Raw genomic sequence first — 22,953 nt, 5'->3', positions numbered from 1 at the left:
TTGCAGGTGCCGAGAGGCGGTGCTCTCCTCACAGGAGAAGAGGTCATCACCAACAAAGATGTGAGCCTGATGCGCCCCACACTGATCGTCATCGTCTCGACCTCCCTCCTGGGCCTGGCGGGCTGCGCCTCCGGCTCCGGCGGCGGGGACGCCGGGCCCCTGTCGTCGGACGAGTTCGCCCAGACCGCCACGTCCGAGGGCCCGCTCACGGTCATGGGTTTCGGCACCGCTGACGACGAGATCGCCCAGACCCGGCTCGACCGGGCCAAGGCCGCGTTGGAGGGCACGGAGGTCAAGCTCGTCGAGGGCGAGCTGGACATGCAGCAGTTCCTCTCCTCGGTGGCCTCCGGCGACGTGCCGGGGATCATCAACGCCGACCGCGCGCAGATCGGCACGCTGGCCTCTCGAGGCGCGATCATGCCGCTCACCGGCTGCCTGGACCAGCGCGGCGTCGACACCTCCCAGTTCGTCGAGTCGGCACTGGGGCAGGTCACCTTCGCGGACGAGGTCTACGGCATACCGGAGTTCAACACCGTGCAGCTGACCATGGCCAACAGCAGCCTGCTGGAGGAGGCGGGCCTGACCATCGAGGACGTCAACGGCTCCAGCTGGGAGGACCTGTCCGCGGCGAACGAGAAGCTCGCCAAGAGTGAGGGCGGGAAGATCAAGGTCATCGGGTACGACAGCAAGCTGCCCGAGTTCCTGCCGCTGTGGGTGCGCGCCAACGGTGGCTCGATGATCTCCGAGGACGGACGCACCGCGACCCATGGACAGCCCCGAGGTGATCGAGGCTCTCGAGTGGGCGGTGTCCATCTACGACGCCCAGGGCGGCTTCGGTGACGTCAAGGCGGCCCGGGAGATCCCCGACTTCTTCGGAGACACCAACCAGTTCGCCACCGATGTGCTGGGCGCCATGCCGATGGAGCAGTGGTACGTCAACGTCCTCAACGAGGTGTCGCCCGACGCGCCGCTGGCCTTCGACACCGTGCGGGACCGCGAGGGCAGCACCATCGCCTTCGCCAACGGAGCGGCCTGGGCGATCCCGGTGGGCAGCGACAACCCCGCGGCCGCCTGCACGTTTGCCACGACCATGGTGGAGACGGAGAGCTGGATGGAGGCGGCGCAGGCCCGGGTCGCGGCCCGGGAGGAGGCAGGTCAGCAGTTCACGGGCCTGCTGACAGGCAACACGGAGGCTGACCAGCGCATCCACGACGAGCTCGTCGAGCCCAGCGGGGAGGAGAACTGGGACCACGCCGTCGAGGTGCTCTACGAGGCCAACGACAACACGGTGGCCTTCCCGGCCAACCCCGCCGACGCCGAGTTCAAGCAGGCGTGGCAGGACGCCGTCAACCGGGTGCTCAACGGCCAGCAGAAGGCCGACAAGGCGATGGCGCAGGCCCAGGAAGAGGCTCAGGCGGCCCTGGACAAGGCGTGGAAGGCCTGGGACGACGAGCAGGGACGCTGATGGCTGCGCTCGAAGGGCGGCCGGGTGCCGCTGTCCCGCCCTGGGCAGTGGCGCAGGAGCCTCTCGGACCCACCGGGCGGAGGAGGCGGCGGCGAGGGGTATCGGAGCCGGTGAGGCGCGGCGACCTCGCGCCCGCGATGCTCTTCCTGCTTCCCTGGTTGATCGGGTTCCTCGTCTTCACCGCCTGGCCGGTCGTCTACACCTTCTACCTGTCCCTGACGGACTACGACGTGATCAACGACCCGGCCTTCGTCGGGCTGGACAACTACCGGCAGGTGGCGCAGGACTCGGCAGCGCGACGGGCGATGTCGAACACGCTCTACTACACGGTGATCCAGGTGCCGCTCTACGTCCTGGTCTCCCTCGGGCTGGCGATGCTGCTCAACCAGGCGGGCCGGGCGTCCGGGTTCTTCCGGACGGTCTTCTTCCTGCCCAATATGACGCCCCCCGTGGCGACCGGCGTCCTGCTGCTCTTCCTCTTCTACGGGCAGAACGGCCTGGTCAACGAGGCGCTCGGTTGGGTCGGCATCGACGGGCCCAACTGGACCAGTGACCCCAGGTGGGTCAAACCCGGACTGATCCTCATGAGCCTGCTCAGCGTGGGCGGGTCCGTGATCATCCTGCTGGCCGCGCTGCGCAACGTCCCCGAGGAGCTGTATGACGCGGCTCGCGTGGACGGGGCCGGCTTCCTTCGTCGGACCTGGAGCGTGACGGTCCCGATGATCTCCGGGTCGCTCCTGTTCGTCTTCATCGTCAACACCATCGCCGCGCTCCAGTCCTTCACCGAGGCCTACACCGCCTTCTTCGGCGTCGGCAACACCACCTACCGCAACGATGCGGCCGAGTTCTACGTCATCCACGTCTTCCGGCAGGCGTTCGAGTTCCTGCAGATGGGATACGCCTCCGCCCTGGCGTGGGTGCTCTTCGTCGTCATCATGATCATCACGGCATTCCAGCTGCTCGTCTCTCGACGGCTCGTGTTCTACCAGGGGGACCAGTGACCGTCCCGACCTCCTCCGCGCCCACCCTGCCCGGAGGGCTCGCCGCTGAGACCGCCGCACCCGCTGCCCGTCGTCCCCTGCGCAGTCGGGTCGGCCGGGGCGTGGTGGTCGCGCTGCTGATCGGCTTCAGCATCGTCTTCCTCTACCCCTTCGTGTGGCTGGTCAGCGCCTCGCTCAAGCCGCGCTCGGACGTCTTCGACAACCGGCTGATCCCCGAGACGGTCACGTTCCGCAACTACGTGACCGTCTGGCAGGAGGCGCCGATGCTGCTGTGGCTCGGGAACACGCTCCTGGTCACGGTGCTCGCGGCGCTGGCGGTGACCCTCTCGAGCGCCATGGTGGCCTGGGGGTTCGCCTACTACCGCTTCCGCGGGCGCACGCTGCTCTTCGCCCTGGTGCTGGGGTCGATGATGCTCCCCGGTGCCGTGACGATGATCCCCGTCTTCCTCATCTGGAACTCCCTCGGCCAGGTCGACACGCTGACCCCGCTGTGGGCCGGCAACCTCTTCGGCAGCGCGTTCTACATCTTCCTGCTGCGGCAGTTCTTCCTGGGACTGCCGCGGGAGCTCTTCGAGGCGGCCAAGATCGACGGTGCGGGCCACTGGGCGATGTTCTGGCGGATCGCCCTACCCCTGTGCCGGCCGGCCCTCGTCGTCACCCTGCTGTTCGAGTTCCAGGCGGCCTGGACCGATCTGATGCGCCCGCTGATCTACCTGAGGGACTCCTCGCACTTCACCATCCCTCGTGGCCTCAAGGCGCTCGTGGATCAGTTCGGCTCTGGCGGGGAGTTCCGTTGGGAGATCATCGTGACCGCGAGCGTGATCACGACCGTGCCGATGATCGTCCTCTTCTTCCTGGGGCAGCGCCACTTCGTCGCCGGCATCGCCACCGGCGGCACCAAGGGCTGAGACGGCGACGACAGCTCAGGCGACGACAGCTCAGGCGTCGATGCGCTCGCGGTCCAGCTCGTGCGCCGAGTCGACGATGAAGTCCTTGCGCGGGGCGACGTTGGTGCCCATGAGCAGCTCGAAGACCTCGTCGGCGCGCGCCGCGTCGGCGAGCGTGATCCGACGCAGGGTCCGGTGACGGGGGTCCATCGTGGTCTCCGCGAGCTGGTCGGCGTCCATCTCGCCGAGGCCCTTGTAGCGCTGGAGCGGCTGCTTGACGGTGCGTCCCTTCTTCTGGAGGGCTGCGACCGTCCGGCGCATCTCCGCCTCGGTGTAGGTGTAGATGTACTCCTTGCCGCCCCGTCCGCCCGCGACCTCGATCCGGTGCAGCGGCGGCATCGCGGCATACACCCTCCCCGCCTGCACCAGGGGCCGCATGTAGCGGAAGAAGAGGGTGAGGAGCAGGGTGCGGATGTGAGCGCCGTCGACGTCGGCGTCGGTCATGATGATGACCTTGCCGTAGCGGGCGATGTCGACATCGAAGGTGCGTCCCGAGCCCGCGCCGATCACCTGGATGATCGAGGCGCACTCGGCGTTGGAGAGCATGTCCGAGACCGAGGCCTTCTGGACGTTGAGGATCTTGCCGCGGATCGGCAGCAGCGCCTGGTAGTCGCTCGAGCGGGCCAGCTTGGCGGTGCCGAGCGCGCTGTCACCCTCGACGATGAACAGCTCGCTGCGCTCCGTGTCGTTGCTGCGGCAGTCCGCCAGCTTGGCCGGCAGGGAGGAGGACTCGAGGGCGTTCTTGCGACGCTGGGTCTCCTTGTGCTGCCGGGCCGAGATGCGCGACTTCATCTCCGAGACGACCTTCTCCAGCAGGAGGGAGGCCTGCGCCTTGTCCCCGCGGTGCGTCGACGTCAGGCGGGCGCTCAGCTCGGTCTCCACGACCCGCGACACGATCGCGCGCACCGCGCTGGTGCCGAGCACCTCCTTGGTCTGCCCCTCGAACTGCGGTTCGGCCAGCCGCACCGTGACCACCGCGGTCATGCCGGCGGTGATGTCGTCCTTGTCGACCTTGTCGTTGCCGACCTTCAGGCGTCGGGCGTTGACCTCGAGCTGCTTGCGGAACACTTTCATCAGCGCCTGGTCGAAGCCGGCGACGTGGGTGCCACCCTTGGGCGTGGTGATGATGTTGACGAAGCTGCGCAGGGTCGTGTCGTAACCGGTCCCCCACCGCACCGCCACGTCGACCTCGCACTCGCGCTGCACCTCACGGCTTACCATGTGCCCACGCTCGTCGAGCACCGGCACCGTCTCGGTGAAGCTGCCCGTGCCCTGCAGCCGCCACACATCGGTGACGGCCGCGTCCGGGGCGAGGTACTCGGCATACTCCGTGATCCCGCCCGAGTAGGCGAAGACCTCCTCGTGGGGGCCGTCCGCGCCGGGGGTGTCCGGGAGTCGGCGCTCGTCGCGGATGACCATCGTCAGCCCCGGCACGAGGAAGGCGGTCTGCCGGGCACGGGCGATCAGCTCGTCGTACTCGAAGCGGGCGTTCTTGATGAAGATCTGCGGGTCGGCCCAGTAGCGGATGCGGGTGCCGGTCACGCCCCGCCTCGCCTTCCCGACGACGGCGAGCTCGCTGCTGCGCTCGAACGGGGTGAAGGGGGACTCGGGAGAGGGCGCGGACCGGCCGTCACCGAAGGTGCCGGGCTCACCCCGCCGGAAGCTCATGCCGTAGGTCTTGCCGCCGCGGTCCACCTCGACGTCCAGGCGCGCCGAGAGCGCGTTGACGACGGAGGCGCCGACCCCGTGCAGGCCGCCGGAGGCGGCGTAGGAGCCGCCACCGAACTTGCCGCCGGCGTGCAGCTTGGTGAAGACCACCTCGACGCCGCTGAGCCCGGTGCGCGGCTCGATGTCGACCGGTATGCCGCGCGCCACGTCCCGCACCTCGACCGAGGAGTCCTCGTGGAGGATGACCTCGATCCGGTCGCCGTGCCCCCCGAGTGCCTCGTCCACCGCGTTGTCGATGATCTCCCAGAGGCAGTGCATGAGGCCCCGCGAGTCGGTGGAGCCGATGTACATACCCGGACGCTTGCGCACTGCCTCCAGGCCCTCGAGGACCTGCAGGTGCCTGGCCGAGTAGTCCTGTGCCACGGGGTAGAGCTCCTTCTCTGGGGGACACAGGCAGGGTAATGCCGCGCACCCACACCTCCCCTCAGGCTCGCCCGCGGACGGCCAGGACTTACGCGGTGAGCGAAACGGGAGGCGCACCGGGCACAAAAGAAGGGGGTCAGGAAGTTGTCGTGCTTGACTGAGTCGCACCGGGTGGCGGTCACCCTGACCGGACCACCTGGAGCACGAGAGGAGACCGGACCGTGAACGCAACCCTCACCCCCGAGCTGACCGCGGCCGACCGCTGCGACCGCTGCGGCGCCCAGGCCTACATCCGCGCCCGTCTCGCCGACGGACTGTCGCTCCACTTCTGCGCGCACCACGGCCGCGAGCACCTCGACAAGCTGCGCGGGCTGGACGACGTCGACATCCTCGACGAGACCCACCGCCTCCACGCCGAGGAGACGCCCGCTCTCTGACGGCCCCGCCGACCCGAAGGACGCCCGCCCCCGCACGAGCGGAGGCGGGCGTCCGTGCATGGATGGGCAGGTGGGCGGCCGCGTGCTGGCAGACTGGACGCCCGTGAGCGCGATCGAGATCATCCTCGCCCTGCTGATGGTCGTCGGCGTCCTCGGCATCGTGATCCCGGTGCTCCCGGGTCTGCTGCTGGTGGTCGCCGCCGTGGTGGTCTGGGCGCTGACCGAGCAGTCGACCCTCGGCTGGGTGCTGCTGGCGGTGACGGTGACGCTCTACCTGGCGGGGACGGTCCTGCAGTGGCTCGTCCCCGGCCGGCGCATGAAGCGCGCCGGCGTCAGGACGACCACGCTGCTGGCCGGCGTGGCGACCGCGATCGCCGCGGCGTTCGTCATCCCCGTCGTCGGGCTCTTCCTCGGCTTCCCCCTGGGGATCTTCCTCGTCTCGCTCGCCCGCACCCGAGACGGTGGCCAGGCCTGGAGCGCGACGAAGCACGCGCTGCGCGCCGTGGGCGCCAACATCCTCATCGAGCTGGCGACCGCCTTCAGCATCATCGCCGCGTATGCGGTGACCGTGATCTTCCTCGATGTGAACTAGGTCACATCCAGCCATCCAGCCCGGCCCTCGCCGCGAACCCCCGGTGACACCGCACGGACAACCCGTCCGCCGGGTGCACCCCACAAGGAGATCGCGATGAAGAAGCTCACCGCCGCCCTGGCCGCCCTGGCCGTGCCCGCGCTGCTGGCCGGGCCGATGGCCCTGGCCTCCAGCGCCGAGGACCACACCGAGCTCATGGCCACCCTCGGCGAGCTGAACGACTCCGGCGGCAGCGGCACCGTCTGGGCCAAGGTGACCGGCAACGAGGTCTGGCTGTCGATGGAGGTCGAGGGCCTGCTCGACGGCGCGCCCCACGCGCAGCACATCCACATCGGCGGCACCAACAGCTGCCCCGACCCCTCCCAGAAGGGCACCGGCCCCGGCGGGGCCATCCGCACCACCGACGCCGTCGACTCCTACGGGCCGGTCGCCGTCTCCCTCACCACCGACGGCGGTATGACGCACCCGGACCACGCGCTCGACGTCGCCAACTTCCCGGCCACCGGGAGCTACACCTACGAGCGGACCTTCACGGTCAGCGACGAGGTCGCGGCGCAGATCGGTGCGGGTGACGGTGTCGTGGTCGTCCACGGTGTCGACCACGACGGCAGTGGCACCTACGACGGCGACCAGATGTCCGACCTCGACCCGAGCCTGCCGACCGAGGCCACGGACCCCGCGCTCTGCGGGACGCTGGACCTCGCCCCGATGGCCGCACCCAGCGGTGGCGTCCAGACCGGCGGAGCCAGCAGCGAGGGTCTGGAGCAGCCGGCCCTCCTCGTCAGCGGTGCCCTGCTGGCGGCCGTCGGCGCCGCCGGCCTGCTCGCGCGTCGCCGCGCGCGGGACTGACGGGCAGATGTCACACCACCAGGAGGGTCGGGACCGCCGGGTCCCGGCCCTCCCGGGCGCGTGGGCGTCCGTGCTGCTCGTGGCCGGCATGGCCATGGCCGCCTGCGGCGTCACCGCCCAGGTCCCCGCACCGCCGGCCCCACAGGTGGCCACGCCAGCGCCGTCGCCGAGCGCCGACGGGTCGTCGTCGGCCGCGCACACGGTGCCGGCACCGTCGGTGCGCCCACCGCAGGCGCTGCCCGAGACGGAGGCGGGACAGACGGCATACCCAGAGCTCGAGGCGTCGCGGCCCGTCGAGGTGCGGCTGCCGTCCATCGGCGTGACCAGCCGGCTGCACTCCCTGGGCCTCTCCCCCGACGGCACGCTGCAGGTGCCGACCGGGGCACTGGTCGACCAGGCCGCGTGGTACTCCGGCTCACCCACCCCGGGTGAGCCGGGCCCGACGGTGGTGGAGGGCCACGTCACCGGCCCGGGTGGTCGCCCGTCGGTGTTCTTCGCCCTCGGTGAGGTCGCCACGGGCGACCGGATCGAGGTCGACCGCGAGGACGGACGGACGGTGGCCTACGAGGTCTACCGCGTGGAGCGCTTCGCCAAGGACGACTTCCCCACGGTCGCCGTCTACGGACCCACGGAGGGTCCTGAGCTCAGGGTGATCACCTGCGGCGGAGCGTTCGACGAGGCGGTCGGCCACCACGTGGACAACGTGGTGGTCTTCGCTCGCGTGCTCAGCCCAGGGGGATGACGGCGAACGGCTCGGTGCTGGGCTGCGCCGAGCCGCCCGCCGGCTCGACGGTCACGCCGACGGCCACCGCACCGTGCGGAGACCCCTCGAGCACGACGTCACCGTCGTCGAGCAGACCCGCGTCGATGAGTCCGGCCGAGCGGGCAGCGCCGTCGGCGGAGACGAACCACGCCTGGTAGGTCTGGCCCTCGGGGGGCGACCCCACCTCGTCGGGGAGCCGGAGCACCGCAGCGTCATGCGCGGTGGACAGGACCACCTCGACGGTCCCGACCTCGGTGCTCGCGGTGAACTCCCGCGCGTCGTCGGCGGACACGATCTGCCGGGCAGGGTCCCCCTCGCGCAGCTGGACCACCCCCCACGTCCCGGCCAGCAGGGCGGCAGCAGCGGCAGCGGCGATCCACCGGGGTGCCCGGCGGGGCGCCCGGCGGGGTGCCCGGCGCGGCGGGGTCGCCTCGGTCTCCACGGCCGCCAGCACGCGCCGACGGAGGTCGGGCGGTGGCGCTGTCTCGAGACCCGAGGACAGGTCGACGGCGGCCTCCCTCAGCGCGGCGACGAGCTCGGTGCAGCGGGAGCAGCGGGGCAGGTGCGCCTCAAAGCGCGCCCGCTCCAGGTCGTCGACGGCGTCCAGCGCGTAGGCGGCCGCCAGCTCGTGGATCTGGTGGTCGTCACTCATCACTGCTCACCTCCTGGTGCCATCGCTGTGCGCATCTTGAGAAGTCCGTCGCGGATCCGTGTCTTGGCCGTCCCGAGCGGGACCTGTGTCCGCTCAGCCACCTCCCGGTGGGTCAGGCCCTCGAAGTAGGCCAGCAGCAACGTGGTGCGGTGGGGCTCGCCGACGGCGTCGATCGCGCGACGCACGCGGGAGGCCTCGATCCGCATCTCACCCTCCTCGGCCGTGGAGTCGTAGGGCACGGCTTCCTGACGTGCTTCGTAGCGGTGCAGCCGGGCGGATTGGGCCTCCTCCGAGCGGACGCGGTCCACGGCGCGTCGGTGGGCGATCGTCATCAGCCAGGCGAGTGCTGATCCCCGGGCAGGGTCGAAGGTGCGGGCCTCACGCCATACCTGGAGCAGGACCTCCTGGGTGACCTCCTCGGCCATCGAGGGGTTGCGGAGCACCCGGAGAGCCAGACCGTAGATGCGCGGGGAGACCTGGTCGTACAGGTCGGCGAAGGCGCTCTGGTCCTGCGCTGCGACACGGCGCAGCAGGAGGGAGAGCTCGACGTTGCTGTCGGTGGGGCTCAGTAGGGGCCCTGCTCCTTGCGCCGGTCCCACTGCTGCTCCATGCGCTGCATGAAGGTGCCGCCGCCCGGCTTGCGGGGACTGCGGTGGGGACGGCTGCCGCCGGACGGGCCACGGCGGGGTTTTCCGTCAGGTCCGACGACGCCGAGGTGCGCCTTGCCGTGCCGGCTCGGCGTGGCCGCCCAGGCTCCGCCCAGCACCATGGCGAGGAAGCCGACGGCCCCGACCCAGATCAGCTGGGTCATCACGCCGACCACGACGAGGGCGAGCCCACCGAGGGCCACGAGCACCCCGAGGACGACCTTGCGACGCTCCAGCGCCGACACACCGCGCGCGTTGCTCTTGAGCGTGCTGGCCAGACGGGGATCCTCGGCGTAGAGCGCCTGCTCCATCTGCTCGAGGACACGCTGCTCGTGTTCGGAGAGCGGCACGGTGACCTCCGGGGGTTTCATCACTCGTTGTGCGCCGGGTGGCCGGACGCCGTTCGTTAGGACTTCAGGATATGCCGGTAACGCGCGAAGCACTAGCCAGAGTTCCGGTCGTCTTGACTCCGGTCGGTCGTCCCGACGCGTGGTCCGGCCTGTGTCGCCTCGGCCGGATCAGGCTGGCCGGCCGTACGACGTGGTCGCCGAACCGGGCGGCCGCCCGGTCCATCGCCCGTTCTGCCTCCCGCCACCCGTGCTCTGGCTCGTCGAGCCGCCCCTGGACGAGGGTGTGGCCGGCCTCGGTGATGCCCTCCACCCGCACCCCGAGCATCCTGATCCTCGCCCGCTGCAGGCCCAGCGCCTCGTACAGGCTGACGGCCACGGTGTGCACCTCGCGCGTCACGTCGGTCGGCACCGGGATGGTCCGCGAGCGGGTGATGGTCGTGAAGTCGGAGAAACGGACGGTGATCACGACCGTGCGTCCGAGCACCCCGCCGTGGCGCATCCGCGTGCAGGTGCGCTCTGCCAGGTGGAGCAGCTGGCGCCGGACGAGCTCCGGGTCGTCCACGTCGTGGGAGAAGGTCTCGGAGGAACCGACGCTGCGCTCCACCCGGGGCGGGGTGACCGGCTCGGTGTCCAGCCCCCAGGCGAGCGCGTGCAGGTGCGAGGCGGCGTGATCACCCATCGCCCGGCGCAGCGTCTCCACCGGGAGGTGGGCCAGGTCGGCCACCGTGTGCAGTCCCAGGCGCTTCAGCTCGGCCTCCGTCGCCTCGCCCACACCCCACAGCGCCCCGACAGGCATCGGGTGCAGGAAGGGGACGACCTCCCCCCGGGTGAGCAGCCGCATACCGTCCGGCTTGGCGGCTCGCGAGGCCATCTTGGCCACCGCCTTGCTGGGCGCACCACCGACGGAGCAGGTGATCTGCTGCTCGTCGGCGACGGTGTCCCGGATCCACTGACCGATCCTGGCCGGCCCGCCCCACTGCCGCCGCGCCGCGGACACGTCGAGGAAGGCCTCCTCCAGGGAGACGGGCTCGACGACAGGGGTCACCTCCGCGAAGATCGCCATCACCGCCTCGGAGACCCGGCTGTAGCTGTCCGCGTCCGGCCGCACCACCACCACGGCGGGGCACAGGCGGCGCGCCGTCGCCATCGGCATCCCGGAGCGTATGCCGTAGGCCCGGGCCTCGTAGGTCGCCGAGAGCACGACGCTGCGCCACCCGCCGCCGATGACCACGGGCAGCCCGCGCAGCTCGGGACGCTGGATGAGCGAGACCGAGGCGTAGAAGGCGTCCATGTCGACGTGCAGCACGGTGACGTCGTCCTCGGCCGGGGCCAGCTGATCAGGGTCGTGCGGGCGGCTCTCGGTGAGGGTCACCATCCCGAGCTCCCGGGGCTGGCGTGCCACAGCTTGCTCCCGGGGACGCCGGCCCGGGTGTCCCCGCCCGCAGGGCGGACGTCGGCGTAGGGAGACTGCCGGTAGCCCGAGGCGTGCACCAGGACCCGGCGGCCGGACTGCTCCGCACCGGGCTGCTGCAGTGCCGCGGTCTCCTCGAGCAGCGCCCGGGACTGCTCCTCGACCCGCAGCATCTCGACCCGCACCTGCGGCGCACCCCCCTGCTCCCAGGCCTGGAGCAACCCGCCGAGCTCCCAGGCACCGGTCGCACGGACCGACAGCCCCCGCGGCCCGGTGCGCCGGACCACACCACGCACAAGAAGCAGCCAGGAGTGGAAGACGGTCGCGGCGAACGGTCCCTGCACGTCCTCGAAGAAGGTCGCGTCGGCCGGACCGCTGCCGTCGTCCAGGGTGAGGAAGACCACCCGGCGCCCTGACCTGACGGGCGGTGTCTGCGTCGCGACCTTGGCACCCGCGATGAGGACCTCGGAGCCGTTGCGCCGGGACAGCAGGTCTCGCGAGCGGGTGACGCCCAGGTCGGCGAGCATCGGACCGAAGCCCTCCACCACGTGCTGGCTGACGTCCAGGCCGAGCACCTCCAGCTCGGCCTGGAGCTGCTCGTGCTCGGTCATCTCCGGCAGTCCGCTCCCGGTCACCGGGGCCGGCTCGTCACCGAGCTGGAGGGTGAGCTGGGTCGGGGTGGCGTGCTGCGTGTGCCACGTGCGTCTGCCCACCGCCTGCTCCCGGGTGCGGGCCGCCACCTCTCCGCCGAGCTCCTGGCCTGCCGGCGCGAGCGCCGGGGGGACCAGGCGACGACCAGCCCGGCTGCGTCCCGCGCCGGTCGCCGCGTGTCGGCTCCACCGGTCCAGCTCGCGGACGTGCAGGAGCAGGTCGCGCCGGGTCAGCCCGCCCCGGTCGGGCACCTCGCGTCCGCTCCGTCCGACCCGGTGCACGCTGTCGAAGCCTCCGGCCAGCACGAGACGTTCGGCCGTCGGCCGGCTGGGCCGGGCCCGCTGCCACAGGTCGGCGAGCGAGGCGTAGGGCTGTCCGGCCACGATCCGGGTCACCTCGTCGTCGCTGATCCCGCGCACCTCGGCCAGCGACAGCCGGATGCCGTACTCCCCCGCGCGACGCTCCACGGCGGCCATCACCTCGTCGACCCGGTCGACGGCGGGCAGTCCCGGCCGCGCCGGCAGCGGGGCGACGATCCCGTGCGGCTCCCCGGGCGCGGGGTGAACGCGTTCCACGCGGTAGACCTCCCGAGAGGCGTTGACGTCCAGCCCCAGAACGTGGACGCCCATCGTGCGGGCCTCGTCGAGGATGAGCCGCTTGGGGTACATCCCGGGGTCGTGGGTGAGGACCCCGGCGAGGAAGGCCGCCGTGTGGTGGGTCTTGAGCCAGGCCGACTGGTAGGTGGGCAGCGCGAACGCCGCTGCGTGCGCCTTGCAGAAACCGAAGGAGGCGAAGGCGGCCAGCACCTCCCAGATGCGCTCGACGTCGGTCGGCCGGTAGCCGCGGTCGGCCGCAGCCTGGCGCCACCACACCTCGACCTCGTCACGCCCCTGTGGCGTGCCCATCGCCCGGCGGACCTCGTCGGCCTGCGCGAGGCTGACGCCGGTGGTCTCGGCGACGATCTGCAGGACCTGCTCGTGGAAGACGACGACCCCGCAGGTCTCCTCGAGGTAGGGCACGAGGCTGCGGTGGAGGTGGTCGGGCTCGCCCCAGCCCTGACGGGCGTGCAGGAACGGCCGGATCATGTCGGACTTCACCGGCCCAGGACGGAAGAGGGAGATGTCGATGATGATGTCGGTGAAGTTCTCCGGGGCGAACTTGCCTACCAGCTCGCGCTGGCCCGGCGACTCGATCTGGAAGCAGCCGAGCGTCCGCGTGGACTGGATCAGCGCGAAGGTTTCCGAGTCGTCGAGCGGCACCTGGTCGCGGTCGTCGAGGTCGATCCTGACCCCGTCGACCCGCTCGATCTCCTCGACCGCGTGGGCCATCGCCGACTGCATGCGGATGCCGAGGACGTCGAGCTTGAGCAGGCCGAGCTCCTCGACGTCGTCCTTGTCGAACTGGCTCATCGGGAAGCCCAGCCAGCTGGCCTCGACCGGGGTGCGGTCGAGCAGGCCCGTGTTGGACAGGATGACACCGCACGGGTGCATGGCGATGTGCCTGGGCAGCCCGTCGAGAGACTCGACCAGCTCCATGAGCAGCTGCATCCGGGGTGCGTCCAGACCCTGTCGGCGCAGCTCGGGAAGGTCGCGGACGGCCGCGCGGGCGTCGCGTGCACGGATGTGCGGGAACGCCTTGGCGATCACGTCGATCTCCCCAGGTGGCAGACCCAGCGTGGCGGCGACGTCGCGGACCGCGTGCCGCACCCGGTAGGTCTCGGCCATCGACACGCAGGTCACCCGCTCCGAACCGAACCGCTCGAGGATCCGCTCGTAGATCTCGGTGCGTCGGGCTGACTCCACGTCGACGTCGATGTCGGGCAGCTGGGCGCGCAACGGCGAGCAGAACCGCTCCATGAGCAGCCCGTGCTCCATCGGGTCGACCCCGCTGATGCCGAGGAGGTAGGTCACCAGGCTGCCGGCCCCGGAGCCGCGGGCCGCCACCCGTACGCCGTTGTCCCGGATCAGGTCGCAGACCTGAGCCACGGTGAGGAAGTAGGTGGGGTACCCCAGCCCGGCGATCACCCCCAGCTCCTCGTCCAGGCGGCTGCGGACCTTCTCCAGGTAGGCCGTGCCCGCTCCCGGGTAGCGGGTGCCCACCGCCGCGGTGCAGCGCTCGGTGAGGACGCGATGGGCCTGCCCGACGCCGCTGACCCCGAGGATCTCCGGCTCCGGCAGGTGGACGGCACCGATGCCCAGGTCCGAGCGCAGGTCCTGGTGGCACTGGCCGGCGAGCGCGAGGGTGTCGCCCAGGAGGTCCGCCGCGCGGGCTGGGCTCCCGGTCGCCTCCTCGAGGCGTCGGGCGACGGCGTGCATGGTCGGGGTGTCGGCGAGGTGGCCGGCCGTGCTGGTCCGGTCGAGGTGGCGCTCGTCGAGGGCGACCATCCGCCGGGCGGCGTCGAGCACGTCGACGACGCGGGCCTGCTCGGGCACCGCATGACGCACCGCGGCGGTGAGCACTGCCGGGACGCCGCACTCGCGCGCCAGGGCCCACATCCGGGCCGCGTGGCCCAGGCTGGCCGGCGTGCCCTCGGGACCGCCGTGGCAGACCAGCTCGACGCGCAGCGAGTCGTCCGGGAGAGCCTCCTGCCAGGCTCTCAGCAGCGCGCGGGCGTGACCGTGCCTGCGGGCCAGCACCGCCCGACCCACGTCGGAGTCGGGCCCGAGGAGCACGACGACGGGTGCCCGGCCGTCGACGGGCGTGGCCGCCCGGGCGAGGAGGGCAGGACTGGTCCGCGGACTGCCGCGCTCCCCCGCGAGATGGGTCTGGGTCACCAGCCGGCACAGCCGCGCCCAGCCGACCCCGGGCTCCAGCCCCGCACCCTGCCCGCGGGCCAGCACGACGACCCGCGGCCGCTGGTCATCGACGAGGGTGCCGCCCTTGACGGGCTGGACGCGCCCCCGCCGCTGCGGCGCGCCGGCCGGTCCCCACGCCGACGTACCGATGCTCCTTCCCGTGCTCTCGGCCACCCAGGCAGACTCTCCGGCGCCCCAGCCGGGCGCGTGCGGTCGGTCGCGCCCGTCCTCCTGGGGCAGCCGGCCGAGGGCGGCGTCACCGGTCAGCGCCACCCGCACCGCTCCCGGGTCACCGTCCCTACCGCCCAGAGCCAGGTCGACGCCCAGCACCGGAGCGATCCCGGAGCCGGCGCACGCCCGCACGAAGCGGACCGCACCGTAGAGACCGTCCCTGTCGGTGAGGGCCAGCGCGGACTGCCCCAGCGACGCCGCCCGTTCCACGAGCTCGGACGGGTGGCAGGCGCCGTAGCGCATCGAGGCGCTGGAGGCGACGTGCAGGTGCACGAAGTCGTCGGACATGACTGACCTCAGCCGCGCCCCACCGGGGTGAGCTGGGTGGGCAGGGGCGTCCCGCAGGGCAGGTGCAGCGCTGCCCGCACCAGCTCCAGGAATCGCTCCCCCGCCCGCACCAGGTCGTCGGCGTCCCGGGCGGTGACCGAGATGGCCCCCCGCTCGAGGGAGAGCCGTCGGCGTCCTGACTCGGCGAAGAAGACCGCCCACTCGGTCAGCTCGGGCGCGACCGTGGGCAGCACCTCCCAGACGCTCCGCGGCCTGGTGCGCCGGCTGGGGGTGCTGCGGGCGGCGAGCAGCGCTGCTCCAGCGCGCAGTGCGGCGAGGTGCGCCTGGGTGTAGCGCTCCGGCGCGGTGCTGCTGTGGCACGCGAGCAGCAGCCCGCCGCGCGAGCGCTCGAGCAGGTCGAGGACTGTGCTGACCGGTCCGCCGGGTCCCGCTACGGGGGCCTGGGTGATGGTGCTCATGATGTCTGTCCCTTCTGGTGCACTGGTGGGCTGGGGTGTCCTTATCGACCTCTGCCGAGGCCTCAGTCGCTGACCTTCTCGAGGAGCCAGCGCTCGCCACGGACCAGGTCGTAGACCCCGGTGGCGTGCGCCCGGCCGGCGGTGGCCTCGACCCGCCAGACCTCGTGCTCGAGGGGTGGCGCGGCGGGGAGCGGGTGCTCCACCCCGTCCTCACCGACCGGTCCCCCACCGGACCCCAGCTCCTGCCACCAGGGCAGCCGCTGCGTCCACTGCGCGAGCACACCCCGGACGAGGTGGACGCGGCCCTTCCACAGGAAGGTCGTCGGCACCTCCTCCTGGACCGGGCCGGCCCCGCGTCGCCAGCCGGGCTCCAGCCGCACCCGGTGCTCCACCGGGTCGCCGAGCCTGACCTCTACGTGATCCTGGTACCGCCTGCTCACGGGACCGTCCTCCGTCCGTTTATCGAACTTGTGTTCGATACGGACAACTGTACGAGCCTGCACCGACAGGCTCAACCCGTCGAGCTCTCCCTGTGGACAACGAGGAGGACGTCCGAGCCGGTCCGGCCATGATGAGAACCGGTCCGGGCCATGGCGGGGATGGCCCGGGCCGGGCCGCACCGGGGAGCCGGGGCGCGACCGGCTCGGGATAGGCTTCACCGAGACGGCCGACCGTCTGCCCCCAGACCTGCTGACCGCTGCCCCAGGAGCGCCCGTGCCCCCTACCCACCCGTTGGACGGCGTCGACCTGCGCGCCAGGGTCCAACGAGCGCTGGACGAGCACCTGGCCCGGCAGCGCGAGGTGCTCGCCGAGCTGGGCGACGAGGTCGCGCCCCTCGTGGACGTCATCGCCGAGCTCCTCGCCGGAGGCAAACGGCTGCGGGCCACCTTCCTCTACTGGGGGTGGCGCGCCTGCGGCGGGCCTGACGATGACGCTGCGGTCCGGGCCGGCAGCGCCATGGAGATCTTCCAGGCGTCCGCGCTGCTCCACGACGACGTGATGGACAACAGCGACCTACGGCGAGGCCGCCCCACCGCTCACCGCACCTTCGCCGCCCTGCACGCGGACCGAGGCTGGAACGGCGACCCCGAGCGGTTCGGCCACGCCGCCGCCATCCTCGCCGGGGACCTCTGCCTCAACTGGACCGACGAGGTGCTCACCACCAGCGGCCTGCCACCCGAGGCCCTGGCGCGGGCCCGGCCGGAGTTCGACCGGATGCGCACCCAGCTCATGGGCGGGCAGTACCTCGACATCCTCGAGGGAGCCCGCGGCTGGGCAGACCTCGGGTATGCCGAGCGCCTCGACCGCTGCCGCACGGTCATCCGCTACAAGAGCGCGCAGTACTCCGTGTCTCACCCCCTCCTGATCGGCGCCCGCGCGGCAGGCGCCGACCCCGGGACGCTCGCGGCCCTGACGACCTACGGGCTCCACCTCGGCGAGGCCTTCCAGCTGCGCGACGACGTGCTGGGCGTGTTCGGTGACCCCGAGCAGACGGGCAAGCCCGCCGGCGACGACCTCCGTGAGGGCAAGCACACCGCCCTCGTCGCCCACGCCCTGGAGCTGGCCGACGAGGAGGGGGCGGAGCTGATCTCCGCCGCCCTCGGCGACCCCGACCTCGACGACGAGACGGTGCGGGCCTGCCGAGAGGTGCTGGTCCGCTCGGGAGCGCTCGGCGCCACCGAGGCCATGATCGAGGCCGGTGCCGCGAGCGCGCGCAGAGCGCTCGCGGCGGCCCCGACCCTGACCGACGCCGGGCGCGAGGCCCTGGACGCCCTCGTCGCCATCTGCACCGACCGGCAGACCTGAGACCCTTGGCCGGCTAGAAGGCCTGCTCCTGCGCGCGGCGACGCACCTCGGTCTTCTGACCGGCGCGGAGCGACTCGATCGCGCTCCCACCGGTGAGCGAGTCGTCGGCGGCATGCAGCCACCCGATGATCTCCTCGTCCGTCAGGCCGTTGTCGGCCAGCACCGAGACCGTGCCGCGGAGTGACGGGAGCGGCCCGTCCTCCACGAGGAAGGTGGCCGGGACCATCACCGCGTTGTTGGGTCCACGCCGCTGACCGATGAGCTCTCGGTCGTGCAGCCAACGGCGCACGTCGGTCAGCCGCGCGCCCGTCCGCTCCATGATGTCCGGCACGGCGAGCCACTGGTTTTCGGGAATTACATCGGTGTCACTTAGCACATCATCAAGTCAATCACACAATGCGACACGCCACGCAGGTGACAGAAGTTGCCTCGGGGCTGTAACGTCCCTCCTGCCTCATAGGTCTATCTGCACCACACATGTCACATCCGGCCACGAGGTGCGGGCGCGCGTCCCGGCGCCCGGACGTTCGAGCTGTCCCTCCTAGGAGGTCCTTGTGAGCCCTCTCTTCGCCGCCCTTCCGCCGGCCGACCTGCCGACGATGGTGAACGCGCCCCTTGCGGCGCAGGTCAACGCGTTGCTGTCCCCACGGGGCGCCGACTCGCACACGGTGCGGTCCGGCGACACCGTCTACGACATCGCTGCCGAGCACGGCGTGAGCGCCCAGGCGCTGGTCAAGGCCAACCGCCTCAAGGACGGTGGGCGCTGGATCATGCCCGGCCAGGTGCTGCGGATGCCGGGGACCAAGGGCGGCTCCGTCACGGTGGCCCCGCCCTCCACGGCGACGTCCCGGGACGCCTCGACCGGCTCCGGCTCGCGCGGCAGATCGGGTTCGGCCGGTCGCACCATCACCGTGCGCGCCGGCGACACCCTCTCGGACCTGGCCCTGCGCCACGGCACCAGCGTGTCCGCCCTCGCCCGCGCGAACGGCATCAAGGACGCCCGCCTCATCTACCCCGGTCAGCGGCTCACCCTGCCCGGCGGCTCGCAGCCGCCCGCCTCCACGGGGAGCTCGAAGGCGACGTCCAAGGCGAGCCGTTCCTCGGGCGGCACGAGCGGCGCCGGCACGACATACACGGTCCGGGCGGGCGACACCCTGTCCGGCATCGCGGCCCGCCACGGCACCAGCGTCGCGGCCATCGCCAAGGCCAACGGCATCTCCTCCGGGTCCTACATCTACCCCGGCCAGAAGCTGCGCCTGCCCGGCGGCTCCCGGGCCACCACGCCGCGGACCGAGCCCTACGACGAGCACAACATCGGCGACTACAAGTCCGGCGAGAAGGTAGACGACACCTTCCTCCACTACCGCTACAGCGACGGCGTCGCCCGCTCCGCGGCCGCCAACCGTGAGTACCTCGCCTCCGTCGACGTCCCCAGCAAGGCCCAGATGAAGAAGCTCATCGTCGCGGCGAGCAAGCGGCACGGGGTCGACCCCACGCTCATGCTGGCGTTGTCCTACCAGGAGTCGGGCTGGAACCACCGGGCCGTCTCCCCGGCCAACGCCATCGGCGCCATGCAGGTCATCCCCTCCTCGGGCCGGTGGGCCAGCGCGCTCGTCGGTCGCGAGCTCAACCTGCTCGACCCCAAGGACAACGTGGAGGCAGGCGTGGCCATCATGCGCGCCCTGCAGCGCTCGACGGACAGGTTCGAGCACGCGGTGGGCGGCTACTACCAGGGCCTGGGCAGCGTCCGCGAGCACGGACTCTTCCCCGACACCAAGCGCTACGTCGCCAACATCAAGTCGCACATGAAGTGGGTCTGACCCCGCGCGTCGCCTCCCACGATCGAGCCCGGGCGCTCCGTAGAGTGACCGGGTGACCTCCTTCGTCGACCCGCTGCTCGGGCGCGTCGTCGACCAGCGCTACCGCGTCGACGACGAGCTCGCCCGGGGCGGCATGGCCACCGTCTTCAGGGCGCGCGACCTGCGCCTGGACCGCCCGGTCGCGCTGAAGGTCATGCGCGGCGACCTGGCCCGGGACGACACCTTCGTGCGCCGGTTCGTGCACGAGGCCCGCGCGGCCGCGCGCCTCCAGCACCCGCACATCGTCAGCGTCTACGACCAGGGCGAGGACGAGGGCACGGTGTTCCTGGCCATGGAGCTGGTCGACGGCCGGACCCTGCGCGACGTCATCCGCGACGGGGCCCCGCTGTCGACCCGGGCCGCCCTGCGGCTGCTCGTCCCGGTGGCCGAGGCGCTCGCCGCGGCGCACGCGGTCGGCATGGTGCACCGCGACGTCAAGCCCGAGAACGTCTTGCTCGGCTACGGGCCCTCCAGCCGGAGCACGGTCAAGGTCGCCGACTTCGGGCTGGCTCGCGTGGAGGGTGCCGGTCACGCGACGACCGAGCTGCTCTGGGCGACCGTGGCCTACCTGGCTCCGGAGCAGGTCGAGCACGGGACCTCGGACCCCCGCACCGACGTGTATGCCGTGGGTCTGCTGCTCTTCGAGCTGCTCACCGGTCGCAAGGCCTTTCCCGGCGCAGACCCCGTGCGGGTCGCCTACGAGCACGTCCACGGCGGCGTCCCGCACGTCCGCGACCTGGTGCCGAGCGTCCCCGCCGCCGTCGAGCGCCTCATCCTCCGCGCGAGCGCCTCCGACCCCGGTGACCGGCCCGAGGACGGGACCGCACTCCTGGCCGAGCTGCGCCAGCTCGAGCGCTCCTTGTCCGACGCCGAGCTCGATGCGGCACCCGTGCGCGAGGAGACGATCACCGTCCCGGCCACGGACGACCTGACCCAGCTGGTCGGGGGGCCCGGCGCCTCGCACACGCGCCAGCTGCCGCGCACCCACGGCATACCTCCCGCCCGTCCAGCATCCGCCGGGCCGGGCGGACCCGTGCACGCGGGGCGTGACGGGGGCTACGCCCGCACGACGGGCAACCGGGTGCCCTCCCGACGCCCCGACCGGCCGCGGCGGGGCGGCCGCGCCGCCGGATGGGTGCTCGGTCTGCTGCTCCTGCTCCTGCTGGCGGCCGCCGGCTACGGCTACTGGTACCTCACCTCCGGGCCGGCCGTGCACTCCCCCATGCCCGTGGTCGTCGGGCTCACCGAGGACGAGGCCCGGACCGCGCTCGATGGCGAGGAGCTCGATCCGGTCGTCCGCCGCGCCTACTCCGAGACGGTGCCGGACGGTGTCGTGCTGGCGGCGGACCAGGATCCGGGCACCGAGCTGAGGCACGGGACGGACGTGACCCTCACGGTCTCGCGCGGCCCGGAGCGGTATGCCGTGCCGCGGCTCGACGGTCTGACGCTCGACCAGGTGCGCGCCGAGCTCGAGGAGGAGCAGCTCACTCTCGGAGAGCAGCTCCGCGAGTTCAGCGACGCGGTGCCCAAGGACGTGGTCGTGCGCAGCGACCCGGAGGCCGGCACCCCGCTGCCGCCGGGCTCCCCCGTGACCGTCGTCGTCAGCGACGGCCCCGCTCCGGTCGACGTGCCGGACGTGCGCGGCCGGACGCAGGAGGAGGCGACCGCTGCCCTCCAGCAGGCCCAGCTGACCGTGGAGGTCGCCCCGGACCGGGTGTTCGACGACGCGGTGCCGGAGGGGTCGGTGGTGAGCCAGGACCCCGGCCCGGGTCAGGCCCAGCGCGGGACGACGGTGCGCATCGTCATCTCCAAGGGGCCCGAGCTCGTCGAGGTCCCCGACGTGGTCGGGCGCCAGTTCGACCGTGCGGCGGAGGAGCTGACGCAGCTCGGCCTGGAGGTCGTCCGGGAGGACGTGCGGGGCGGTTTCTTCGGCACCGTGCGGGACCAGTCCGTCAAGCCCGGGGAGAAGGTGCCGCCGGGCACCCGGATCGTGCTCGCGGTCGTCTGAGCACTCACTCCTGGTGGGCCCAGCGCTCCTCGAGGTCGACACGCCCGCGCGGATGGTAGCCGTGCGACTCCCAGTAGCCGCTCGGGCGTTCGAGGTGGTAGGTCAGCTCCACGAACCACTTGGGCCCCTTGAAGCCGTAGAGGTGCGGGAGGACGACCCGCCCGGGCCACCCGTGCTCGGCGGTGAGGGGCTGGCCGTCGACATGCGTGGCGAGCAGCGCGTGCGGGTGCAGCAGGTCCTCCAGGAGCACCGCGGCTGAGTAGCCGCGCGCGGCGGCGAGCAGGGCGTGCTCACAGTCCGGCGCCGGGGGCGCGGCCGCCACGATGTCCGCCATCCGCCAGCCGGACCAGGTCAGGTCGGGGACGGTGTGGCGGTCGACGCAGTGCAGACCCGCGACCACCTCGACGCGGGGCAGTCGCTCGAGGGCGTCACGGTCGAGGAGCTGGAGAGCACCGTCGCGGGTGGCGCCCCCGACGGCGACCGTCCAGGTCAGCGGGTCCAGGTGCGGCACGCGGCCGTAGGTCGAGGGACGCCAGCGCCCGGCGCGACGCTGCCCTGGCGGCAGCGCGCTGTCGCGCCAGTGCTGCTCCCCCGTGTCCATGGCCTCAGCGGCGCGAGCCGAGCAGCTCGAGCAGCACGCTCTCGGCATGGTCGGTCATGTCGTCGTCGACGTCCAGGTGCCAGACGTAGCGGGCGTGGCGGGCGTCCGTCGGGTAGCCCAGCACACCGGCGTCACCGGCGCGGGACACCAGCTCGGCGGACCCCCAGCCGGCCGCACCCACGTCCAGCACGAGGATGTTGGTCTGCACCTCCGCCGGGTCGACGACCCCGGGCACCACCGCCGCCAGGGCCTCGGCCGTGCGGCGGGTGCGGGCGTGGTCCTCGGCCAGCCGCTCGACGTGGTGGTCGATCGCGTGCAGGCCCGCGGCCGCCAGCAGGCCCACCTGCCGCATCCCGCCACCGAGACGCTTGCGCCATACCCGCGCCTGCGCGATGCGCTCGGCCGACGCCGCGAGCACCGAGCCGACCGGGGCACCCAGTCCCTTGCTCAGGCACACGGACACCGTGTCGGCGCAGGCGCCGTAGTCCGCCAGCGGTACACCGCTCGCCACGTGGGCGTTCCAGAGGCGGGCGCCGTCCAGGTGCACGCCGACGCCGGCCGCGAGGGTCGCCTCCCGCAGGCGGCGCATGTCCTCGACGGGCTGGACGGTGCCGCCGCCGAAGTTGTGGGTGTTCTCGACGACGACGCAGGCGGTGCTCACCTGGTAGGCGCCGCCGTCCGGAACCATCACGGCGAGCGCGGTGTCCACGTCCAGCCGGCCACGCTCGGCCACCCAGCTGCGCGTGGTGATCCCGGAGAAGGCCGCGGCAGCGCCCAGCTCGGCCCGCAGCACATGGGCGAGGTGGTCGGTGATGACCTCCTGGCCGGGACCGGCGTGCAGCCGCAGCCCCACCTGGTTGGCCATCGAGCCGGTCGGCATGAACAGGGCCGCCTCGTGCCCGAGCAGCTCGGCGACCCGGCGCTCGAGCCGAGCGACCGTCGGGTCCTCGCCGTAGACGTCGTCGCCGACCTCCGCCTCCATCATGGCGGCCCGCATCGCCAGGGTCGGACGCGTCAGGGTGTCGGAGCGCAGGTCGGCGGTGACCACCGT

At 72.2% G+C, this 22,953-nt stretch carries 22 protein-coding genes; 11 read left to right on the top strand and 11 right to left on the bottom strand.

Annotated elements, in window-relative coordinates; genetic code table 11:
* Positions 1–69 precede the first annotated feature (69 nt).
* The 4 genes from IEV65_RS15610 (at position 70) to IEV65_RS05680 (ending at position 3,374) form a co-directional block, all read left to right on the top strand.
* The gene (locus tag IEV65_RS15610) at positions 70–840 is read left to right on the top strand and encodes an ABC transporter substrate-binding protein (RefSeq protein ID WP_229734942.1); all 771 of its coding nucleotides are present in this window, start codon (positions 70–72) and stop codon (positions 838–840) included.
* Positions 767–1,465, top strand: coding sequence for a type 2 periplasmic-binding domain-containing protein (locus tag IEV65_RS15605; protein ID WP_229734941.1), 699 nt, complete (start codon positions 767–769; stop codon positions 1,463–1,465). The genes IEV65_RS15610 and IEV65_RS15605 overlap by 74 nt, the downstream gene beginning before the upstream one ends.
* 110 nt (positions 1,466–1,575) lie before the next feature.
* The gene (locus IEV65_RS05685; protein WP_229734940.1) at positions 1,576–2,466 is read left to right on the top strand and encodes a carbohydrate ABC transporter permease; all 891 of its coding nucleotides are present in this window, start codon (positions 1,576–1,578) and stop codon (positions 2,464–2,466) included.
* On the top strand, positions 2,463–3,374 hold the full coding sequence (locus IEV65_RS05680; RefSeq protein ID WP_188428609.1) for a carbohydrate ABC transporter permease: 912 nt from the start codon (positions 2,463–2,465) through the stop codon (positions 3,372–3,374). Before IEV65_RS05685 ends, IEV65_RS05680 begins: the two co-directional genes overlap by 4 nt.
* A 30-nt stretch (positions 3,375–3,404) precedes the next feature.
* Here IEV65_RS05680 and IEV65_RS05675 read toward each other — a convergent pair whose 3' ends face one another.
* Complete coding sequence (locus tag IEV65_RS05675; RefSeq protein ID WP_229734938.1) at positions 3,405–5,504, bottom strand: DNA gyrase/topoisomerase IV subunit B; 2,100 nt, start codon at positions 5,502–5,504, stop codon at positions 3,405–3,407.
* A gap of 221 nt (positions 5,505–5,725) precedes the next feature.
* On the opposite strand from IEV65_RS05675, the gene IEV65_RS05670 reads away from it, so the two are divergent.
* The 4 genes from IEV65_RS05670 to IEV65_RS05655 all read left to right on the top strand — a co-directional run bounded on the left by IEV65_RS05670 (position 5,726) and on the right by IEV65_RS05655 (position 8,124).
* Positions 5,726–5,941, top strand: a complete 216-nt coding sequence (locus IEV65_RS05670; protein WP_188428607.1) for a DUF7455 domain-containing protein — start codon at positions 5,726–5,728, stop codon at positions 5,939–5,941.
* A gap of 103 nt (positions 5,942–6,044) precedes the next feature.
* Complete coding sequence (locus tag IEV65_RS05665; protein ID WP_188428605.1) at positions 6,045–6,533, top strand: DUF456 domain-containing protein; 489 nt, start codon at positions 6,045–6,047, stop codon at positions 6,531–6,533.
* A gap of 96 nt (positions 6,534–6,629) precedes the next feature.
* Positions 6,630–7,382 carry a CHRD domain-containing protein gene (locus tag IEV65_RS05660; protein WP_188428603.1) on the top strand — a complete coding sequence of 251 codons (753 nt, stop codon included), beginning with the start codon at positions 6,630–6,632 and terminating at the stop codon, positions 7,380–7,382.
* Positions 7,383–7,389: 7 nt separating this feature from the next.
* Positions 7,390–8,124: a class F sortase gene (locus tag IEV65_RS05655; RefSeq protein WP_229734937.1), complete on the top strand. Its 735-nt coding sequence runs from the start codon at positions 7,390–7,392 to the stop codon at positions 8,122–8,124.
* Here IEV65_RS05655 and IEV65_RS05650 read toward each other — a convergent pair.
* From IEV65_RS05650 to IEV65_RS05620, 7 genes are all read right to left on the bottom strand, one after another.
* Positions 8,108–8,797: an anti-sigma factor gene (locus tag IEV65_RS05650; RefSeq protein ID WP_188428601.1), complete on the bottom strand. Its 690-nt coding sequence runs from the start codon at positions 8,795–8,797 to the stop codon at positions 8,108–8,110. The genes IEV65_RS05655 and IEV65_RS05650 overlap by 17 nt on opposite strands.
* The gene (gene sigK, locus IEV65_RS05645) at positions 8,797–9,396 is read right to left on the bottom strand and encodes an ECF RNA polymerase sigma factor SigK (protein WP_229734936.1); all 600 of its coding nucleotides are present in this window, start codon (positions 9,394–9,396) and stop codon (positions 8,797–8,799) included. Before sigK ends, IEV65_RS05650 begins: the two co-directional genes overlap by 1 nt.
* Positions 9,363–9,794 carry an SCO2097 family morphological protein gene (locus tag IEV65_RS05640; RefSeq protein ID WP_188428598.1) on the bottom strand — a complete coding sequence of 144 codons (432 nt, stop codon included), beginning with the start codon at positions 9,792–9,794 and terminating at the stop codon, positions 9,363–9,365. Before IEV65_RS05640 ends, sigK begins: the two co-directional genes overlap by 34 nt.
* Positions 9,795–9,858: 64 nt before the next feature.
* Positions 9,859–11,169 (bottom strand): DNA polymerase IV, encoded by a 1,311-nt coding sequence (gene dinB / locus IEV65_RS05635; RefSeq protein WP_188429501.1) that lies wholly within the window; start codon positions 11,167–11,169, stop codon positions 9,859–9,861.
* On the bottom strand, positions 11,163–15,170 hold the full coding sequence (locus IEV65_RS05630) for a DNA polymerase III subunit alpha (protein WP_188428596.1): 4,008 nt from the start codon (positions 15,168–15,170) through the stop codon (positions 11,163–11,165). The genes dinB and IEV65_RS05630 overlap by 7 nt, the downstream gene beginning before the upstream one ends.
* 8 nt (positions 15,171–15,178) lie before the next feature.
* Positions 15,179–15,628, bottom strand: coding sequence for an SAV_6107 family HEPN domain-containing protein (locus tag IEV65_RS05625; protein WP_188428594.1), 450 nt, complete (start codon positions 15,626–15,628; stop codon positions 15,179–15,181).
* Between the two features lie 62 nt (positions 15,629–15,690).
* On the bottom strand, positions 15,691–16,068 hold the full coding sequence (locus IEV65_RS05620) for a DUF6504 family protein (RefSeq protein ID WP_229734933.1): 378 nt from the start codon (positions 16,066–16,068) through the stop codon (positions 15,691–15,693).
* 274 nt (positions 16,069–16,342) lie between these two features.
* Here IEV65_RS05620 and IEV65_RS05615 point away from each other — a divergent pair, with 274 nt between their 5' ends.
* A complete protein-coding gene (locus IEV65_RS05615; protein WP_188428592.1) occupies positions 16,343–17,434 on the top strand; it encodes a polyprenyl synthetase family protein in 1,092 nt (363 codons plus the stop codon).
* 13 nt (positions 17,435–17,447) lie between these two features.
* On the opposite strand, the gene IEV65_RS05610 is transcribed toward IEV65_RS05615, so the two are convergent.
* Positions 17,448–17,810, bottom strand: a complete 363-nt coding sequence (locus tag IEV65_RS05610; RefSeq protein ID WP_229734932.1) for an Rv2175c family DNA-binding protein — start codon at positions 17,808–17,810, stop codon at positions 17,448–17,450.
* Positions 17,811–17,988: 178 nt separating this feature from the next.
* Between IEV65_RS05610 and IEV65_RS05605 the strand changes: the two genes are divergently transcribed.
* Positions 17,989–19,254 (top strand): lytic transglycosylase domain-containing protein, encoded by a 1,266-nt coding sequence (locus tag IEV65_RS05605; RefSeq protein ID WP_188428590.1) that lies wholly within the window; start codon positions 17,989–17,991, stop codon positions 19,252–19,254.
* A 52-nt stretch (positions 19,255–19,306) separates the two neighbouring features.
* On the top strand, positions 19,307–21,301 hold the full coding sequence (pknB, locus tag IEV65_RS05600) for a Stk1 family PASTA domain-containing Ser/Thr kinase (RefSeq protein WP_188428588.1): 1,995 nt from the start codon (positions 19,307–19,309) through the stop codon (positions 21,299–21,301).
* Positions 21,302–21,305: 4 nt separating this feature from the next.
* Here the strand turns inward: pknB and IEV65_RS05595 are convergent, their stop codons facing one another.
* Complete coding sequence (locus tag IEV65_RS05595) at positions 21,306–21,902, bottom strand: molybdopterin-dependent oxidoreductase (RefSeq protein ID WP_188428586.1); 597 nt, start codon at positions 21,900–21,902, stop codon at positions 21,306–21,308.
* 4 nt (positions 21,903–21,906) lie between these two features.
* Positions 21,907–22,950, bottom strand: coding sequence for a threonine aldolase family protein (locus IEV65_RS05590; RefSeq protein WP_229734931.1), 1,044 nt, complete (start codon positions 22,948–22,950; stop codon positions 21,907–21,909).
* Between the last annotated feature and the right edge of the window lie 3 nt (positions 22,951–22,953).

The sequence above is a fragment of the Ornithinimicrobium tianjinense genome (assembly GCF_014636495.1).
Taxonomy (GTDB): domain Bacteria; phylum Actinomycetota; class Actinomycetes; order Actinomycetales; family Dermatophilaceae; genus Ornithinicoccus; species Ornithinicoccus tianjinensis.
The sequence above is the reverse complement of the archived record's forward strand: the minus strand, read 5'-3'. Positions and strand labels throughout refer to the sequence as shown.

Excerpts from the sequence above, each read along its gene's own strand:
- IEV65_RS15610 (WP_229734942.1), top strand. The coding sequence starts at position 70 with ATGCGCCCCACACTGATCGTCATCGTCTCGACCTCCCTCCTGGGCCTG.
- IEV65_RS15605 (WP_229734941.1), top strand. The coding sequence starts at position 767 with ATGGACAGCCCCGAGGTGATCGAGGCTCTCGAGTGGGCGGTGTCCATC.
- IEV65_RS05660 (WP_188428603.1), top strand. The coding sequence starts at position 6,630 with ATGAAGAAGCTCACCGCCGCCCTGGCCGCCCTGGCCGTGCCCGCGCTG.
- IEV65_RS05655 (WP_229734937.1), top strand. The coding sequence starts at position 7,390 with ATGTCACACCACCAGGAGGGTCGGGACCGCCGGGTCCCGGCCCTCCCG.
- IEV65_RS05650 (WP_188428601.1), bottom strand. The coding sequence starts at position 8,797 with ATGAGTGACGACCACCAGATCCACGAGCTGGCGGCCGCCTACGCGCTG.
- dinB (WP_188429501.1), bottom strand. The coding sequence starts at position 11,169 with ATGGTGACCCTCACCGAGAGCCGCCCGCACGACCCTGATCAGCTGGCC.
- IEV65_RS05630 (WP_188428596.1), bottom strand. The coding sequence starts at position 15,170 with ATGTCCGACGACTTCGTGCACCTGCACGTCGCCTCCAGCGCCTCGATG.
- IEV65_RS05625 (WP_188428594.1), bottom strand. The coding sequence starts at position 15,628 with ATGAGCACCATCACCCAGGCCCCCGTAGCGGGACCCGGCGGACCGGTC.
- IEV65_RS05595 (WP_188428586.1), bottom strand. The coding sequence starts at position 21,902 with ATGGACACGGGGGAGCAGCACTGGCGCGACAGCGCGCTGCCGCCAGGG.